We start from the raw sequence: 18371 nt of genomic DNA on the forward strand, positions 1-18371 counted from the left end.
TTCGAGCAAGCGCAGTGCTTAGGCCTCGAAGACCTCGTTCAGGAGGAGCTGCTGCTCCGCCTGGTGGCGCTTGGCCGAGCCGACCGCCGGGGACGAGCCGTGCGGGCGGGAGATGCGGCGCAGGCGCTCGCCGGCCGGGACGTCCGCGCCGACCGCCAGGTCGAGGTGGTCGATCAGGTTGAGCGCGATGAAGGGCCACGCGCCCTGGTTCGCCGGCTCCTCCTGGGCCCAGATGTACTTCGCCGCGTTCGGGAACTTGGCGATCTCCGCCTGGAGTTCCGCGCCCGGGAGGGGGTAGAGACGCTCGATGCGGATGATCGCCGTGTCGGTGATCCCGCGCTTCTCGCGCTCGGCCTCCAGGTCGTAGTAGACCTTGCCCGCGCAGAAGACGACCTTGCGGACGGCGTTGGGGTCCACGGTGGAGTCGCCGATGACCGGACGGAACGCACCGGTCGTGAACTCCTCCGCCTTCGAGGCCGCCGCCTTCAGACGCAGCATCGACTTCGGGGTGAAGACGATGAGCGGCTTGTGGTGCGGGTTGTGGACCTGCCACCGCAGGAGGTGGAAGTAGTTCGACGGGAGCGTGGGCATCGCGACCGTCATGTTGTCCTGCGCGCACATCTGCAGGAAGCGCTCCGGGCGGGCGGAGGAGTGGTCCGGGCCCTGGCCCTCGTACCCGTGCGGGAGGAGGAGCGTGACGCCGGACGTCTGGCCCCACTTCTGCTCGGCCGAGGAGATGAACTCGTCGACGACGGTCTGCGCGCCGTTGACGAAGTCGCCGAACTGGGCCTCCCAGAGGACCAGCGCGTCCGGGCGGGCCAGCGAGTAGCCGTACTCGAAGCCCATGGCCGCGTACTCGGAGAGCAGCGAGTCGTAGACGTTGTAGCGGGCCTGCTCGTCCGACAGGTAGAGCAGCGGGGTGTAGTCCTCGCCCGTCTCCCGGTCGATCAGGACCGCGTGGCGCTGGCCGAAGGTGCCGCGGCGGGAGTCCTGGCCGGACAGCCGGACCGGGGTGCCCTCCATCAGCAGCGAGCCGAAGGCCAGGGTCTCGCCCATGCCCCAGTCGATGGTGCCGTCGTCGATCATCGCCGCGCGGCGCTGCAGCTGCGGCAGCAGACGCGGGTGGACGGTGACCGTGTCCGGGATGTTGACCTGGGCCTCGGCGATCCGCTTGACGACCTCCTGGGAGATCGCGGTGTTCACGAAGACCGGGAACTCCTGGGCGACCTGCGCGGGCGCCACCGGGGCGAGCGCGGGCTGCGTGGCGGCCTCGCGGACCTCCGCGAAGACCTTCTCCAGCTGGCCCTGGAAGTCCTGGAGCGCCTGCTCGGCCTCTTCCAGGGTGATGTCGCCGCGACCGATGAGGGACTCGGTGTACAGCTTGCGCACCGAGCGCTTCTTGTCGATCAGGTCGTACATCAGCGGCTGGGTGAAGGCCGGGTTGTCCGACTCGTTGTGACCGCGGCGGCGGTAGCAGATGAGGTCGATGACCACGTCCTTGTTGAACGCCTGGCGGAACTCGAAGGCCAGGCGCGCGATGCGGACCACGGCCTCCGGGTCGTCGCCGTTCACGTGGAAGATCGGCGCCTCGATCATGCGGGCCACGTCGGTCGCGTACATCGAGGAACGCGAGGACTCCGGGGCGGCGGTGAAGCCGACCTGGTTGTTGATGACCACGTGCACGGTGCCGCCGGTGCGGTAGCCGCGCAGCTGCGACATGTTCAGCGTCTCGGCGACGACGCCCTGGCCCGCGAAGGCCGCGTCGCCGTGCAGGGCGACGGGCAGGACCGTGAAGTCCGTGCCGCCCTTGTTGATGATGTCCTGCTTGGCGCGGACCACGCCCTCCAGGACCGGGTCCACCGCCTCCAGGTGCGAGGGGTTGGCGACGAGCGAGACCTTGATCTGCTCCCCGTCCAGGCCCGTGAAGGTGCCGTTGGCGCCCAGGTGGTACTTGACGTCGCCGGAGCCGTGCATGGACTTCGGGTCGAGGTTGCCCTCGAACTCGCGGAAGATCTGCGCGTACGACTTGCCGACGATGTTCGCGAGGACGTTCAGGCGGCCGCGGTGGGCCATGCCGATCGCGACCTCTTCGAGGCGGGCCTCGGCGGCCGAGTCGATGACGGCGTCGAGCAGCGGGATGACGGACTCGCCGCCCTCCAGGGAGAAGCGCTTCTGGCCGACGTACTTCGTCTGCAGGAAGGTCTCGAAGGCCTCCGCGGCGTTCAGCCGGCGCAGGATGCGCAGCTGCTCCTCGCGCTCCGGCTTGGTGTGCGGACGCTCGATGCGGTCCTGGATCCAGCGGCGCTGCTTCGGGTCCTGGATGTGCATGAACTCGACGCCGGTGGTGCGGCAGTACGAGTCGCGCAGCACGCCGAGGATGTCGCGGAGCTTCATCATCGACTTGCCGGAGAAGCCGCCGACCGCGAACTCGCGCTCCAGGTCCCACAGGGTGAGGCCGTGCTCGGTGATGTCGAGGTCGGGGTGCTTGCGCTGCTTGTACTCCAGCGGGTCGGTGTCGGCCATGACGTGGCCGCGGACCCGGTAGGAGTGGATCAGCTCGAAGACGCGGGCGGCCTTCGTGACGTCGTCGTCGTGCGAGGCGTCGATGTCCCGGAGCCAGCGGACCGGCTCGTACGGGATGCGCAGCGCCTCGAAGACGTCGTCGTAGAAGCCGCTCTCGCCGAGCAGCATGTTCGCGACGATGCGCAGGAACTCGCCGGAGGCCGCGCCCTGGATGACCCGGTGGTCGTAGGTCGAGGTCAGGGTCATGACCTTGGAGATGCCCAGCTTGTTCAGGGTGTCCTGCGAGGTGCCCTGGAACTCCGCGGGGTAGTCCATGGAGCCGACGCCCATGATGACCGACTGTCCGGGCATCAGGCGGGGCACGGAGTGGACGGTGCCCAGGCCGCCGGGGTTGGTGAGGGAGACCGTCACCCCGGTGAAGTCGTCCATCGTCAGCTTGCCGATGCGGGCCCGGCGGACGATGTCCTCGTAGGCCTGCCAGAACTCGAAGAAGTTGAGGGTCTCGGCCTTCTTGATGCCGGCGACGACGAGCTGGCGGTCGCCGTTGGGCTTCACCAGGTCGATCGCGAGGCCGAAGTTGATGTGCTCCGGCTTGACCAGGGTCGGCTTGCCGTCCTTCTCCGCGAAGGAGTAGTTCATCGACGGCATGGCCTTGATGGCCTGCACCATCGCGTACCCGATGAGGTGGGTGAAGGAGATCTTCCCGCCCCGGGCGCGCTTCAGGTGGTTGTTGATGACGATGCGGTTGTCGAACAGCAGCTTCACCGGGACGGCGCGGACGGACGTGGCCGTCGGCACTTCCAGGGAAGCGTTCATGTTCTTGACCACGGCAGCCGCCGGGCCGCGGAGCGTCACCAGTTCGGGGCCGGCAGGGGCCTCGGTGGAGATGGTGGGCGCGGCGCCAGCCGCTCCAGTGGAGCCGGTGCTTGCACCGGGCTTCTGGGGGGCTACGGAGGCGGGGGCGGCGGCGGGAGCCGGGGCCTGAGGGGCTGCGGCAGCCGGTGCGGCGGCGGCCGGGGCCTGGGAGGTGACAGTCACAGCAGGGGCACCAGAGGGGGTGGCAGGTACAGGGGCAGGTGCTGACGCGGGCGTCGTCGGCGCTGCGGCGGGGGTGGCGGGCGTGAGGCTCGCCGTCCCTGTGGCGGCGGCGTCGGAAGCCTGCGGAGCCGTGGCGGTGACGGGGGCGGCGGCCTGTGCGGAGGCGCCGTCCGTCGTCGTCGCGGCGGGGGGAACGGGCCGGTCCGTGGGCTTGTCCGCCTTCACCGGAGCGACAGCGCCACCCGGCTTGTAGTCGGCGAAGAAGTCCCACCAGGCCCGGTCGACCGAGTTCGGGTCCTGGAGGTACTGCTGATAGATCTCGTCGACGAGCCACTCATTCGCGCCGAAGCCTGGGGCGGGGTTCTTCCCGCTCCCTCCTGCTTCGGTCGTGGTGCTCGAGTTACTGGGGGACTGTGGCGACACGGCGGCAACCGCCCTCTTCCGCTTCACAAGGTATGGACAGCGGGAATAAAGGCTACGCCTCCCGGGCCGTGAGATGCAGACCGGGCGGGACTTACGTCGCGTAGGTCACATCGAACGGCGGGTTTCACCACCTGGAATGGCGGGAAACAAACGCGGTTCGGGCAGGAGGCACCGCGGTTGCGGCCCCCTGGCTTCGCACCCCTGACGGACCCCGGCGCATGTGGCCGAGATCATGTCCTTCCCACTCGAACCCTACGTCAACCCGGCGCCTGCGAGCTGCCCGGAAGCGTGACGAGGATCCGGCAGCCCCGTGAGGATTCGGCCACTCCGATGTGCCCTCCGTGCAGGCCGACCGCCCAGCGGGCGATGGCCAGGCCCAGTCCCGTGCCGCCGTCGCCGCCCCTCGCGCTGCCCCGGTTGAACCGCTCGAAGACCCGGTGGCGCTCCGCCTCCGGAATGCCGGGACCTTCGTCCCGCACTTCGAGCACCAGGCCCCCGGGCGCGTCGCCCGCCCGGGCGTGCACCGTGACCCGGCCGTGCGGGGGGCTGTGCTTGACCGCGTTGTCGATCAGGTTCGCCACCACCTGGTGCAGCCGCTCGGCGTCCGCGTACGCGGTCAGGTCCGGCGGGGACACGTCCAGGTGGAGGTGGACGTCGTTGCGGGTGTGCCCGCCCGAGCCGGAGGACAGCCCCGGCCGGCCGGCCGCCGCCAGGCCCGACTCCTTCAGCACCCCCGACAGGTACGGCCACACCTCGAAGCGGCGGGCCCGCAGCGGCACCACCCCGTTGTCGACGCGGGAGAGGTCCAGCAGGGTCTCGACGAGCCGGCCCAGCCGCTCGGTCTGCTTCAGGGCCGTGCGCATGGTCTCCGGATCGGCGGCGGAGACCCCGTCGACCACGTTCTCCAGTACCGCCCGCAGGGCCGCGATCGGGGTGCGCAGCTCGTGCGAGACGTTGGCGACGAGCTCCTTGCGGTGCCGGTCCACCGCCTCCAGGTCGTCCGCCATCAGATTGATGGTGGAGGCCAGGTCGCCCAGCTCGTCGCGGCGGCCCGCCCCGCGCACCCGGCGCGTGTAGTCCCCGTGGGATATCGCACGGGCCACGGTGGTCATGTCGTCCAGCGGAGCCGTCAGGCTGTGCGCCACGAACTGGGTGATCAGCATCGAGGCGATCACCGAGAACACCGTGATGAAGCGCACCTCGGTGGCCGTGCGCAGGGCCACCATCAGCAGACCCGTGGTGATGAAGACCGACACCACCACGAGCGTGCCCAGCTTGGTCTTGATCGAGAACGGGGAGAAGGGCCGCAGCCCCCCGGGCGGCCGCTGCCCCGGCGGCCGGTGGCCGCTCACGGCTGCGCCGGGGTCTCCAGGGCGTACCCGACGCCGTGGACCGTACGGATCCGCTCGGCGCCGATCTTCCGGCGCAGCGCCTTGATGTGGCTGTCGACCGTACGGGTCCCGGACGCGTCGGCCCAGTCCCACACCTCGGCGAGGAGCTGCTCCCGCGAGAGCACCGCCCGCGGGGTCCCGGCCAGGCACACCAGCAGGTCGAACTCCGTCGGCGTCAGGTGCACGTCCTCGGTGTGCACCCGGACCCGGCGCTGCGCGTGGTCGATCTCCAGATCGCCCAGGCGCAGGGTGGCCCCGCGCGGGGCGTGCGCGGCCACGTTGGCCCGCTCCACCCGCCGCAGCAGTACGTGGACCCGCGCGGCGAGCTCGCGCATCGAGAAGGGCTTCGTCATGTAGTCGTCGGCGCCGACCCCGAGGCCGACGAGCATGTCGGTCTCGTCGTCCCGGGCGGTGAGCATCAGCACCGGAACGGGCCGCTGCGCCTGGACCCGGCGGCAGACCTCCAGGCCGTCGAAGCCCGGCAGCATGACGTCCAGGACCAGCAGCTCCGGCAGCCAGCCCTCGGCCGCGGCCACGGCCGCCGGCCCGTCCGCGGCCGTCTGGACCTGGAAGCCCTCGGCGCGCAGCCGGGCCGCGATGGCCTCCGCGATGGTGTGGTCGTCCTCGACGACGAGTACCCGGCGCTGTGCGCCGGGGGTGGCCGCGGCGCCGTTGTGGGTGGTGGTGTGCGTCTGTTCCATGTCCCGCCCCTGAAGGATCCCGCGTGGTAGGGGTGCAGCGTAGAGGAGCGGCTGGGCTCCGGCTATGACGGGTTCGCTGGGCGGGCTCGTCGCCGGTGCCTCTGCCCCCGGACCTGCGGTTCAAACGCCGACGGGCTGGATTTGGCCGGCGCCGGCCCGCACGAGAACGCCGGCGGGCTGGAATGTCCAGCTCGCCGGCGTTCGGGGCGCGGGGTCCGGGGCGGAGCCCCGGGGGTTCGGGCGCAGCCCGGGAGCGACGGGTCAGGGCGGAGCCCCGGGAACGGGGAAGGGTGGGGAGGGGACTGGCCCCGCAGGGCTACAGGGCTACAGGGCCAGACCGTGGCCGTGCGGGAAGACCGGGTCGACGGTGTCGTTCGGGACGTCGGGCCGGGAGGCCGCGACGGCCGCCATCGAGCGCGGGAGCTCGAAGGGCAGGCGCCCCCCGGACGCGGCCCGGCCGAAGGCCACGTCCAGGAGGGCCGCGTCGGACGCCCCGTAGTCCGCGATCAGCGCGGCCGCCCGCTCCGCGATCTCGGGGATCACCGCCGCCCGCTCCAGGTTGATGCAGACCAGGGTCGGGACGGCGTCCAGCAGGGACAGGATCTCGGTGAGCTCCGGCTCGGGGAAGGCCAGCGAACCCGAGTGGAAGAAGGACTCGAAGACGTTCGTGCGCGGCTCGTGCGGGGTGCGCAGCCGCAGCACCGCCAGGTCCGCCTCGGCCGGGTCGGACACGACGTCCCCGTACGCCGCCGCGACGTCCGCGTCCACGTCCTTGACGTACAGCTTCGGCCGGCCGGAGACCGGCAGGGTCCGCCCGGTGTTGGTGAGCACCGTCAGGGAGCGCCGCTGGGCCGCGGCGCCGGCCGCCGCGAAGTCGGCGCGGCCGACGGTCTCGGCCGCCGCGTCCGGGTCCACGTACGGGTTCTCGAACAGGCCGAGGACGAACTTCTCGCGCAGCAGCCGGCGTACGGAGTCATCGATCCGGGCCTCGGGGACCCGGCCCGAGCGGACCAGCTCCACGATGACCTCGGGGCACTGCTCGCCGCCGAACTGGTCGGAACCAGCCTCCAGCGAGCGGGCCGCGCGCTCGGCGGTGCTCAGGTGCTCCAGGCCCCAGGCGCGGGCCGGGTGCGGCTCGCCGAAGATCACCGAGTCCGTGATCAGGCCCCAGTCGGTGCACACGATGCCCTGGAAGCCGAGCTCCTCGCGGAGCAGGCCCGTGACGACGCCCTTGTTGAAGCCGAAGCCGACCTCTTCCCAGTCGGTGCCGATGGGCTGGCCGTAGTACGGCATCATCTGCGAGCAGCCGGCCGCGATGGCCGCCTTGAACGGCTCCAGGTGGTGCTCGCGCATCCCGCCCGGGTAGATCTGCTCCTTGCCGTGCGCGAAGTGCGGGTCCTCGCCGTCCTTCTGCGGGCCGCCGCCGGGGAAGTGCTTGACCATCGCGGAGACCGAGGCCGCGCCGAGGGTCTCGCCCTGCAGGCCCCGTACGTAGGCCTGGACGAGCTCGCCGGTCAGCTTCGCGTCCGAGCCGAAGGTGCCCGACTGGCGGGCCCAGCGCGGCTCCGTGGCCAGGTCGATCTGCGGGTGCAGGGCGACGCGGAAGCCGACGGAGAGGTACTCGCGCCGCATGATGTCGGCGAACTCGAAGACCAGCTCCGGGTCGCCGATCGCGGCGAGGCCGATCGCCTCGGGCCAGGCGGAGAAGGCGCCGGCGTTGAAGGAGGCGCCGACGTTGTCGGTGAAGGAGTGCCGGGGGTCGGTGGACAGGGTCACCGGGATGCCGAGGCGGGTGCCGGCGGCCATCTCCTGGACGGCGTTCTGCCAGGTCGCCATCTCGCGGGCGCCGTAGCTGCCGAGGAGGTTGAAGTGGGTGAGGGAGCGGCCCTCGATCAGCTCGGGGGTGGTGAAGGGGAGGATCGAGCCGTCGGTCTCGGTGACCGGGGTGCCGTCCGGGTTCATCATCAGCATGGAGTGGAAGAGCTGGCCGGCCTTCTCCTCCAGCGTCATGCGGGAGAGCAGGTCCTCGACGCGGTCGTCGACGGGGAGGGCGGCGTCCCGGTAGGGGAGGGGGGTGGCGGGGCCGGTGGGGGTGCTCGGGGTGGCGTTCATGGCAGGGCTCCTGGGAGGGGTGGTTGCGCGGGAGGTCGCATGGAAGCGGGTGTGGAATCCCTGGATTGCCGGGCCGTCGGCAGGAGCCGAGGCTCGGCGATCACTCATTCGAGGGAGGCGTTGGGGTTTCGGGGAACGATGCGGGCTGTGGCTCTACGTTGGCGTGGTGACGACATCTGGAGCAGCGACAGCGGAGGGGACCGGGTGTGCCCGGTTCACCTTTCGGCTCCGTGCGTCGTCGACGGTTCTTGCCTTGCTGGTGGCGGAGTGGGACCGGTGCAGGTGGGTCTGGAACGAGTGCGTGAACAAGTCGAAGCAGGTCCACGCCGTGAACCGGGCACGCCCGGAGGGCGCGGAAAAGCGGACCTGTGGTCCGGCGCAGCTCGACCGGATGCTGACCGAGGCCCGTACCCAGACGCTGTGGCTGCGGGAAGGGGCGAGTGTTCCGCAGCAGCAGTTGATTCGGGATTTCGGGAAGTCCCGGGCGAAGGCGCAGAAGGACATCAAGGACCGGCTGCCGATGCGGCAGCGGGCCGGAATGCCCCGCTGGAAGAAGAAACGCGATACGGATCCGAGCCTCAACTACACGAAGCGCGGCTTCCGGTTGAAGGACGGACGCCTGCATCTGGCGGGCGGGATCGTCCTCACGGTGGTGTGGTCGCGAGATCTCCCCGCCGATCCGTCGTCGGTTCGGGTCTACCGGGACGGTCTCGGCCATTGGTACTGCTCGTTCGTCGTTCCCATGCAGGCCGAACCTCTGCCCGCTACTGGTGCGGTGATCGGCATCGACTGGGGCGTGGCCGAGACCGCGACCACCACCAGCGACGCCCATGACCTCCCGCACCTGGAGCACGGCCAGAAGGCTGCTGTGAGGCTGGCCCGATACCAGCGAATGATGGCCCGCCGCCGTGCCCCGAAGGGCAAGAAGCAGTCCACGGGCTATCAACAGGCCCGGCGACAAGCCGCGAAGCTGCACAAGAAGGTCGCCCGGCAGCGGCAGGACACCGGCCGAAAATGGGCCAAGCGCGTGGTCCGCGACTACGACGCCCTGGCCGTCGAGGACTTCCGCCCCAGGTTCCTCGCCAAATCCAGCATGGCGAGGAAGTCCGCTGACGCCGCCATCGGCGCCACCAAGACAGCCTTGATTGAGATGGGCCGCAAGCACGGCCGGACCGTGCACCTGGTACACCCCGCGTACACCACGATGGACTGCGCGCACTGCGAAGCGAGAGCCAAGCACGCACTGCCGCTGGGGGTACGCACCTACACCTGCACCGCATGCGGAACCCAGTCCCCACGGGACAAGAACTCCGCACGCGTGATGCTCATCCGGGCAGGTCTGAACCCGGTCGGCGCCGAGAGTGGAAGACCCGACGAACCGCCGGTTCGTCAGGCAGCTTGAGCCGAAAATCCCCACGGATACCTGAAGGAGAGACCCCTCCCCCTCAGGCCGGGGAGCATTCAACTGACCGAGCGGATCAGCTGGACGAGCGCGGCGCCGACGGCCGCCGCGATGCCGCCGACGAGGAAGTGCGCTTCCGGGGTCCTGCGTGAGCGGCATGGGGGCTCCAACGTCTCCGCGTCGGCCTCGTCGCCGACCGGGCGGTTTCACCGTAGGCGTGAAAACCATGCACCCACTAGGTTTTCGTGGAGTGACCTGGATCACTCCCTCGGGATGGCCGGAAACGGTCGGGTTTAGGGTGGTCCGCATGGCACAGGACAAGGGCCGAACGGCCCCCAAGGCGGCGGCCGCCCGGGGCGGCTACGCGGTGGGCGACGCCCGTCGCCAGAAGATCCTCGACACCGCCGTCGAGCACTTCGCGCAGTGGGGCTTCCACGCCTCCTCGCTCGCCCGGATCGCCAACGACTGCGGGATCACCCAGGGCGGGCTGCTGCACCACTTCCGCGGCAAGGAGGACCTGCTGCTGTCCGTCCTGGCGCAGAGCGAGCAGCACGACGTCGAGCGGCTCTTCGCCGGGTCCGCCGAGGAGGTCGCCTCGGTCGCCGTGCACTTCGCCGCCGTGGTCGCCCTCGCCGAGGACAACGCCCGCCGGCCGGGTCTCGTACGGATGTACAACACGCTGGTCGGCGAGTCCGGGAACCCGGGCCACCCCGCGCACGCCTACTTCCGGCAGCGCTACGACCGGGTCCTCGGCTACAGCGTCGACCTGCTCCGGGCGGGCGTGGCGCGCGGCGAGGTCCGGCCGGACACGGACTGCGAGGCCGTCGGCCGCGAGACCATCGCGGTGATGGACGGGTTCCAGATCCAGTGGGTGCTGGACCCGCAGGGCGTGGACATGGCGGTCCTGCTGCGCGGGTACCTGGACCGGCGGCTACGGGAGATCACGGTGGCGGGGACGGGGCTGTGACGGGGCGGTAGGGGCGGTGGGGCGGCTGGGGGTGGTGCCTGGTCCGCTGGTCCTGTGCGGGCTGCGCGTTTCAGCGCGGCTCGAAGGGCGGCAGGGCGCTCAGCACCCCTGTCAGGGGGCGCGGCAGCGTGGTCTGGGCGGCGGCGACCTCGTAGCCGCCGTGCCGGAAGGCGTACGTGAACGCGTCGGCGGCCGGCTGGTCGGGGAACGAGACCCGCGGCAGGCGCGGGAAGTCCGCCTCCCGGAGCGCGGTGCGCAGTTTCGTGAGGGCGGCAGCCGAGAGCTTGCCGCGGTCCACCGTCTCGGCCTTCGCGTTGAGCCGGAGGAACGATCCGTCACCCTTGATGATCAAGGTGTGGATCCTTCCGGTGATGCCGCCGCTGCGGGTCACCGCGACGAGGGTGTCACCGGAGGTGGGCGCCGAGGCGCTGGGCGCGGGCGCGGGAGCGGAGGTGCTGGGCGCGGGCCGCGGGGCGGGACCGGTCGTGCCGGTGCCCGGGGCCGGGCTCTGGCCGGCGCTCTGACCGGGGGACGGCGTCCCCGGGGCGTCGCCCGTCGCCGTGCCGGACGGGGCGCCGCTCGCGGCGGGGCCGGTACCGGTCCCCGTGCTCGCGTTCGGTGGCGGTGAGGCGGCACCCTCGTTCGATCCGCCGGAGGAGCAACCGCCCAAGCCCGCCACCACGGCCAGCGCCACGGCCGCCGTCGCCAAGCCCACTCGCCCACCACGTGCTCGCACGCCCCACCCCCGCAGGTATCCGGCTCGAACCCCGAGTATGGAGTCAGCACCACCCGCACGGATAGCACCCGGAGGCCGACATCCGCCGCTTCGCCCCTTGGCGCTGGCTGCCGCCGCTCACCGCCCTCGCGCTCGGCCTCTGGGGCCTGGCGCGGGGCGGCTCCATGTGGCGCGACGAGTCCGTCACGTGGCAGGTCGCGCACCGGCCGCTCGGACAGCTCTGGGAACTGCTCGGCCAGGTCGACGCCGTACACGGCCTCTACTACCTGCTGATGCACGCGGTCTTCGCGGCAACGGGCACCACCGCCCCCGACTCCGGCCTCTGGGGCCTCTGGACCCTGCGCCTCCCCTCGGTGGCCGCCACCGCCCTCGCCGCGTCGGGCGTGGCCGCGGTGGCCCACCACCTGACGACCACGGCACTGCGCGGCGGGGCCAGGGGGCAGGATCCCGGTGCAGGCGGCCCCGGCCGGTCCGATCGGCCCGGGCGGGTCGCGTTGTTGGCCGGGGTCGGGTACGCGTTGTTGCCGCCCGTGCAGATGTACGCCCAGGAGGGGCGCTCGTACGCGCTCGTCGCCGCGGCCGTCGTCTGGGCCACGTACCTGATGCTGCGCGAGCGCTGGGTCGCCTACGCCGTCGTGCTCGTGCTGGGGTGCTGGCTGCACGAGTTCGCCGTACTGGCGCTGCCCGCGCACGCGTTCGCCGCCCGGCGCTCCCGCGGCTGGCGGCTCGCCGCCGGGGCCGTGGTGGTCGCGCTGCTGCCGCTCGCCCTGGTCAGCGCGCGGCAGGCGCAGCAGCAGCTGGGCTGGCTCGGGCGGCCGAGCTGGCAGGACTGGGCGGCGTACGGGGTCCTCGCGGCCGCCTCGCTGCTCCTGGCCCGGGGAGCCGCGCGGGAACTCGTACGGGTCGCCCTGCCGCTGGCGCTGGTGCCCCCCGGGCTGTTGCTCGCGATCTCGCTGGTGCACCCCTGGTACGTGGACCGGTACGTCCTCTACGCCCTCGCCGGCCTCGCCCTCCTCGTGGGCGCCCGGCTCGCCACGGCGCGGGGCTGGTGGGTGTGGCCGCTGGTCGGAGCCCTGCTCGTCCCGGTCGGATTCTGGTCCGCGTGGCTGCGTACCCCCGAGAGCCGCAAGGACGACGCGCGGGCCGTCGCGGCGGCCGTCGGCGCGCTCGCGCGCCCGGGCGACGCGGTGCTGTTCCTCCCCTCGCGGCGGCGCGAATGGCTGCTGTCCTCGCCGGACACCTACGGATCCCTCCGCGACCTCGCCCTGTCCCGCACCCCGGCGGCTTCGCGGAGCCTCCAGGGCGTGGAGCGGACTCCGGAGGAGATCCAGGCGGCCCTGCTGGACCCGGCCGTCGACCGGGTGGTCGCCCTGCTCGACCCGGTGGGGCAGCCGGTGGACGGCTACCCGGCCGAGGCGGTGAAACGCCAGACGCTGGTCTCCTCCTTCGACCTGTGCTCCGTGACGGACGTCCGCGGCGCCCGCGTGGCCCTCTTCGCCCGACCGGGCAACTGCCCGTAGCCCCGGCGCGGCTGCGGCTGCGGCTCCGCTCCCGGCCCGGCCGCCGTCCGCTCCCCGGCCCCTCGCGTGCGCCTCCTGTCCGCCGCCCGGCTGCCCGGCGCGGACCCGTTCCCGGACCGGGAGTTGCCCCCGGACCCTGACGCGGACGCGGACGCGGACGCGGACGGGGACCGGGACCTGGACACGGACCGGACCCGTTCCCGGACCGGGGCCCCTTCCCGGCCCGCTGTTCGGTGTCCCCTACCCGCCCTTCCACCGTTCCCCGGGCCGGCCCGGACCTGAAAGACCGGGACTGCGCCCCTGGATCCGGAAGACCCGGGGCTGCGCCCCGGATCCGGGAGCCTTGGGGCTGCGCCCCCGGGCCCGGGAGGTTCGGGGCTGGGCCCCTGGACCCGGGAGGTTCGGGGCTGCGCCCCCAGGCCCGGAAGCCTTGGGGCTTCGCCCCCCGGCCCCGTGCCTTGAACGCCGGCGGGGCTGGGTTCTGGATCCGGCCGGGCTGGGTTGGGTTCGGGCTCGGCAGGGCCGGGTCGGGCCCACTCGTCTGCCACGTGCACGGCGTACCCGAGGATGGGCGGCGGGCCGCCGACCTCGTCGGGGGTCGCCTACTTCTGCCGGAGGTGCCCCTTGGACGCAGTTCACTCCCATCCCCGTTCCCTCACTCCGCCCGGCTCCCTCGTCGGTGGCGACTGGCTCGCGGAGCGCATCGGCATGCCCGGGCTCGTCGTCTTCGACGCCTCCGTCGGGGCGTACCGCGACACGGGCCGGCGGATTCCGGGGGCCCGTCCCTTCGACCTCGACGGCGCGCTGTCCGACCACACCGCCGCCGCCCCGCACACCATGCCCGGCCCCGCCGCCTTCGCCGAGGCGATGCGCGCCCTCGGCGTCGACGACACCAGCACGGTCGTCGCGTACGACGGCGCCGGGATCTACTCCAGCGCCCGCGCCTGGTGGATGCTGCGCGCCATGGGCTTCGACCGGGTCGCCGTCCTCGACGGCGGGCTGCCCGCGTGGCTCGCCGCCGGGCTGCCGGTGGAGGAGCGCCGGCCGGGGTACGGGGGCCCGCGCGGCTCCTTCACGGCACGGACCCGCGCCGGGCTGCTGGTGGACGCGGCCACCGTCTCGGCGGCCCTGGCCGATCCGGCCGCCGCGGTGCTCGACGCCCGGACCCGCGAACGCTTCGCCGGCACCGCCCCCGAACCCCGGCCGGGCCTGCGCGGCGGCCACATGGCGGGCGCGGTCAGCCTCCCCTTCGGCGAACTGCAGCGCCCCGACGGCCTGATGCGCCCCGCAGTCGAACTCCGTACCGCCTTCGGGGCGGCCGCGGGCGAGCGGGAGCGGCTGTACTTCAGTTGCGGTTCCGGGGTCACGGCCTGCGTGCTCGCCCTCGGCGCTGACCTCGCCGGGTACGGGGAACTCGCCGTGTACGACGGCTCCTGGAGCGAGTGGGGCATGTCCAACCCGGACCGGCCGGTCGTGCAGGGGAGTTAGGCCGCCCCTTCCCTTCCGGATCCTGCCCGGGCCGCCCGAATCCCGCCGCCCCGGCGGGGGTTAGCCCCACCCCGGATCCGGGCACCGGCCCCATGCCCCCCGCGGCGACGCACGGGCACGATCGAAACATGACAACGAAGCGCAGCGCCAAGGCCACCGTCACCGCCGCGTACACCGCCGCAGCCCTCGCCGCGGGGCTGCTGCTCACCGGCTGCTCCTTCGACTCGCTCGCCTCCCGGCGCGGACCGGAGAAGACGGCGAGCGCCGATGCCACGGTGGCCGAGACCGTCACGGCGGTCGAGGTGTCGGACACCGGCAGCGGATCCATCGAGGTGGTCGCCGGATCCGGTCCGGGCGTGACGGTCCGCCGCACCGTCCGGTACTACGGCGACACCGTGCCCGCGCCCGCCCAGCGGATCGCCGGCGGCGTCCTGACCCTCACCAACGGCGACTGCTCCGGCCGCTGCTCCGTCGACTACCGCCTGGAGGTACCGGCCTCCGCGACGGTCCGGGCCGAGAGCAGCAGCGGCCGCGTCACGGTGGCGGGGGTGGCCGCCGCGGACCTCACGACCTCCGCCGGCCCGGTCCGGGCGGACCGGATCGCCGGCCCGCTGAAGGTCCGTACGTCCTCGGGCTCGATCACCGCCGGGGAACTGTCCGGGACGGACGCGGACGCCCGCTCCGCCTCCGGCGACGTCCGCCTGGCCTTCACGAAGGCGCCGGCCTCGGTCGCCGTGGAAACCAGCTCGGGCGACGCCGAGGTGAAGGTCCCCGTGGCGCGGGCCCCCTACGCCCTCGACGTCTCCACCGACTCCGGCGAGCGGGAGATCGGCGTCCCCGCGGACCCGTCCGCGACCGCCCGCCTCGCCGTACGGACCTCGTCGGGCGACATCGTCATCTCGGCGGCCTGAGCCGCTTCCCGTCTGTCCGTCCGGGGCCTGACCTGGGTATTTCCGGCGATGTCACCGCCTGGCCGAGGCCCTCCCGCCCCTGTTCGCCCCCGGCGAACGGGTGTTGGGGAACACCAGGGGGCGCACATGCATTGAGTCGGCATAGCTCAACTTCACTGCCGGAGGGAAGATCATGGCTTCGACGTCCGTAACGCTCACCCTGCCCGTACTGCCGCTCGACGACGAGGTCGTACTGCCTGGGATGGTCGTTCCGCTGGACCTGTCCGACGCAGAAGTGCGGGGTGCCGTCGAGGCCGCTCAGGCCGCCGCCGCGGGGGACAAGCCGAAGGTGCTGCTCGTGCCGCGCATCGACGGGAAGTACGCCGCCACCGGCGTGCTCGGGACCGTCGAGCAGGTGGGGCGGCTGTCCGACGGGGACCCCGGGGCGCTGATCAGGGGGCGCGGCCGGGTCCGTATCGGGGCCGGGACGACCGGGCCCGGGGCCGCGCTCTGGGTCGAGGGCGAGAGCGTCGACGAGGGCGTTCCCGATCCGCTGCCCGGGGCCGTCACCGAGCTCGTCAAGGAGTACAAGGCGCTCGCCACGAGCTGGCTCAAGAAGCGCGGCGCCTGGCAGGTCGTGGACCGGGTGCAGCAGATCGAGGGGGTCGGGGCCCTCGCGGACAACTCCGGCTACTCCCCGTTCCTGACCGTCGAGCAGAAGGTGGAGCTCCTGGAGACGGCCGACCCCGTCGCCCGGCTGCGGCTCGCGGTCAAGGCCCTCAGCGACCACCTCGCCGAGCAGGACGTCGCCGAGTCCATCGCCAAGGACGTCCAGGACGGCGTCGACAAGGTCCAGCGCGAGTTCCTGCTCAAGCGGCAGCTCGACGCCGTGCGCAAGGAACTGCGCGAGCTCAGCGGAGAAAAGGAGGGCGAGGAGTCCGACGACTACCGCGCCCGCGTCGAGGCCGCCGACCTGCCCGAGAAGGTACGGGAAGCCGCCCTCAAGGAGGTCGACAAGCTGGAGCGCTCCAGCGACCAGTCCCCGGAGGGGTCCTGGATCCGCACCTGGCTGGACACCGTGCTCGAACTGCCCTGGAACGAGCGGACCGAGGACGAGTACGACATCCGGGGAGCCCGCGCCGTCCTGGACGCGGAGCACGCCGGACTGAGCGACGTGAAGGACCGGATCACCGAGTACCTGGCGGTGCGCAAGCGCCGCTCCGAGCGCGGGATGGGCGTCGTCGGCGGGCGCAGGGGCGGGGCCGTGCTGGCCCTGGTAGGCCCTCCCGGCGTCGGAAAGACCTCCCTCGGGGAGTCCGTGGCCCACGCCATGGGGCGCGAGTTCGTCCGCGTGGCCCTCGGCGGAGTCCGCGACGAGGCGGAGATCCGCGGGCACCGGCGTACGTACGTGGGCGCACTGCCCGGCCGGATCGTACGGGCGATCAAGGAGGCCGGGTCGATGAACCCGGTCGTCCTGCTCGACGAGATCGACAAGGTCGGCTCCGACTTCCGCGGAGACCCGGCGGCCGCACTGCTCGAAGTCCTCGACCCCGCCCAGAACCACACCTTCCGGGACCACTACCTGGAGGTGGAACTGGACCTGAGCGACGTGGTGTTCCTCGCCACCGCGAACGTGCTGGAGGCCATCCCCGAGGCCCTGGCCGACCGGATGGAGCTGGTCCGCCTCGACGGCTACACCGAGGACGAGAAGGTCGTCATCGCCCGCGACCACCTGCTGCCCCGGCAGCTGGAGCGCGCCGGCCTGGCCGCGGAGGAAGTGGTCCTGGAGGAGGACGCGCTGCGCAAGCTGGCCGGGGAGTACACCCGCGAGGCGGGCGTGCGCACCCTGGAGCGCTCCCTCGCCCGGCTGCTGCGCAAGGTGGCCTCCCAGCACGAACTGGGGGAGCGGGAGCTGCCGCTGCGGATCGGCGCCGACGACCTGCGGGCGCTCATCGGGCGGCCGCACCACGTACCGGAGTCCGCGCAGGACCCGGCCGAGCGGCGCACCGCGGTACCGGGCGTGGCCACCGGCCTCGCCGTGACCGGGGCGGGCGGCGACGTCCTGTTCGTCGAGGCCTCGCTGGCCGATCCGGAGACGGGCGGGGCCGGGCTCACGCTGACGGGCCAGCTCGGGGACGTGATGAAGGAGTCGGCGCAGATCGCGCTCAGCTTCCTGCGCTCGCACGGTGCCGAGCTGGAACTCCCCGTCGCCGACCTGAAGGACCGGGGCGTGCACATCCACTTCCCGGCCGGCGCGGTGCCCAAGGACGGTCCGAGCGCGGGCATCACGATGACGACGGCGCTGGCCTCGCTGCTGTCGGGCCGGCAGGTCCGCACGGACGTGGCCATGACCGGCGAGGTCTCGCTGACCGGGCGGGTGCTGCCGATCGGCGGGGTCAAGCAGAAGCTGCTGGCCGCGCACCGGGCCGGGCTGACCACCGTCATCATCCCGAAGCGGAACGAGGCCGATCTGGACGACGTTCCCGCCGAGGTGCTGGCAGGGCTGTCGGTGCATCCGGTGACGGACGTACGGCAGGTTCTGGAGCTGGCCCTGGCCGCGGACGAGGTCCCGGTGACCGCCGCGGCCTGATCGGAAGGTCACGTACCAGAGGTCACGTACCAGAGGTCACGTACCAGGGGCCCGGGGTCCCCCGCTCCGGCGGGGCCCCGGGTCCCCGGCGTACCCGCTGCGAAATACTGGTGGGCCACACACCAGAGAAGGAGCGGGCCTTGCACGGGACCGAAGACCAGGAGTTCCTTGCCCTGGAGCGGGAGCTGTCCGTCTTCCTCCGACGGGCCCGCGCCTCCTCGGGGGAGATGGCGCGCGAGCTGCACCCGGAGCTGGAACCGGCCGCGTACGGGCTCCTCGTGCGGCTGGAGGCGGCCGGCCGCCAGCGGGCGACCGAGCTCGCCGCGTACTTCGGGGTCGGCAAGGCCACGATGAGCCGGCAGCTGCGGGCCCTGGAGGTACTGGGCCTGCTGGCCCGCGAGCCGGACCCGGCCGACGGGCGGGCCTTCCTGGTCGGGCTCACCGAGGAGGGCCGGGAACGCTTCCTGCGGGTCCGGGGCGCCCGGCGCGAGCAGTACATGCGCAAGCTCGCGGACTGGGACCGCGGAGAAGTGGCGGAACTGGCCCGGCTCCTGAACCAGTTGAACGCGGGCGGGGAGTAGCAGCACCAG

General features: G+C 72.5%; 12 protein-coding genes. 7 read left to right on the top strand and 5 right to left on the bottom strand.

The features are described from left to right. Positions 1-18 precede the first annotated feature (18 nt). The 4 genes from ACODT5_RS45055 to ACODT5_RS45070 form a co-directional block, all read right to left on the bottom strand. The gene (locus ACODT5_RS45055) at positions 19-3984 is read right to left on the bottom strand and encodes a multifunctional oxoglutarate decarboxylase/oxoglutarate dehydrogenase thiamine pyrophosphate-binding subunit/dihydrolipoyllysine-residue succinyltransferase subunit (RefSeq protein ID WP_422524666.1); all 3966 of its coding nucleotides are present in this window, start codon (positions 3982-3984) and stop codon (positions 19-21) included. 257 nt (positions 3985-4241) lie between these two features. Continuing rightward, entirely contained in the window at positions 4242-5336 is a 1095-nt protein-coding gene (locus tag ACODT5_RS45060) for a HAMP domain-containing sensor histidine kinase (protein ID WP_422524667.1), read from the bottom strand. After that, positions 5333-6076: a response regulator transcription factor gene (locus ACODT5_RS45065; protein WP_422524668.1), complete on the bottom strand. Its 744-nt coding sequence runs from the start codon at positions 6074-6076 to the stop codon at positions 5333-5335. Before ACODT5_RS45065 ends, ACODT5_RS45060 begins: the two co-directional genes overlap by 4 nt. 324 nt (positions 6077-6400) lie before the next feature. Then, a complete protein-coding gene (locus tag ACODT5_RS45070; RefSeq protein ID WP_422524669.1) occupies positions 6401-8188 on the bottom strand; it encodes a glycoside hydrolase family 3 protein in 1788 nt (595 codons plus the stop codon). Between the two features lie 163 nt (positions 8189-8351). Here ACODT5_RS45070 and ACODT5_RS45075 point away from each other — a divergent pair, with 163 nt between their 5' ends. Further along, the gene (locus tag ACODT5_RS45075) at positions 8352-9590 is read left to right on the top strand and encodes an RNA-guided endonuclease InsQ/TnpB family protein (protein ID WP_422525249.1); all 1239 of its coding nucleotides are present in this window, start codon (positions 8352-8354) and stop codon (positions 9588-9590) included. A gap of 307 nt (positions 9591-9897) precedes the next feature. Then, positions 9898-10557, top strand: a complete 660-nt coding sequence (locus ACODT5_RS45080) for a TetR/AcrR family transcriptional regulator (protein ID WP_422524670.1) — start codon at positions 9898-9900, stop codon at positions 10555-10557. Between the two features lie 70 nt (positions 10558-10627). On the opposite strand, the gene ACODT5_RS45085 is transcribed toward ACODT5_RS45080, so the two are convergent. Beyond that, entirely contained in the window at positions 10628-11272 is a 645-nt protein-coding gene (locus tag ACODT5_RS45085) for a hypothetical protein (RefSeq protein ID WP_422524671.1), read from the bottom strand. Positions 11273-11457: 185 nt separating this feature from the next. Here ACODT5_RS45085 and ACODT5_RS45090 point away from each other — a divergent pair, with 185 nt between their 5' ends. From ACODT5_RS45090 to ACODT5_RS45110, 5 genes are all read left to right on the top strand, one after another. Then, a complete protein-coding gene (locus ACODT5_RS45090) occupies positions 11458-12813 on the top strand; it encodes a hypothetical protein (RefSeq protein WP_422524672.1) in 1356 nt (451 codons plus the stop codon). 624 nt (positions 12814-13437) lie between these two features. Next, positions 13438-14301, top strand: coding sequence for a sulfurtransferase (locus ACODT5_RS45095; RefSeq protein ID WP_422524673.1), 864 nt, complete (start codon positions 13438-13440; stop codon positions 14299-14301). Between the two features lie 128 nt (positions 14302-14429). Beyond that, positions 14430-15212, top strand: a complete 783-nt coding sequence (locus ACODT5_RS45100) for a DUF4097 family beta strand repeat-containing protein (protein ID WP_422524674.1) — start codon at positions 14430-14432, stop codon at positions 15210-15212. A gap of 172 nt (positions 15213-15384) precedes the next feature. Next, complete coding sequence (gene lon / locus ACODT5_RS45105) at positions 15385-17781, top strand: endopeptidase La (RefSeq protein WP_422524675.1); 2397 nt, start codon at positions 15385-15387, stop codon at positions 17779-17781. 140 nt (positions 17782-17921) lie between these two features. Then, positions 17922-18362: a MarR family winged helix-turn-helix transcriptional regulator gene (locus ACODT5_RS45110; protein WP_243336175.1), complete on the top strand. Its 441-nt coding sequence runs from the start codon at positions 17922-17924 to the stop codon at positions 18360-18362. Positions 18363-18371 lie beyond the last annotated feature (9 nt).

It is taken from the genome of Streptomyces tatrensis (genome assembly GCF_049310065.1).
In the GTDB taxonomy this organism is placed as follows: domain Bacteria; phylum Actinomycetota; class Actinomycetes; order Streptomycetales; family Streptomycetaceae; genus Streptomyces.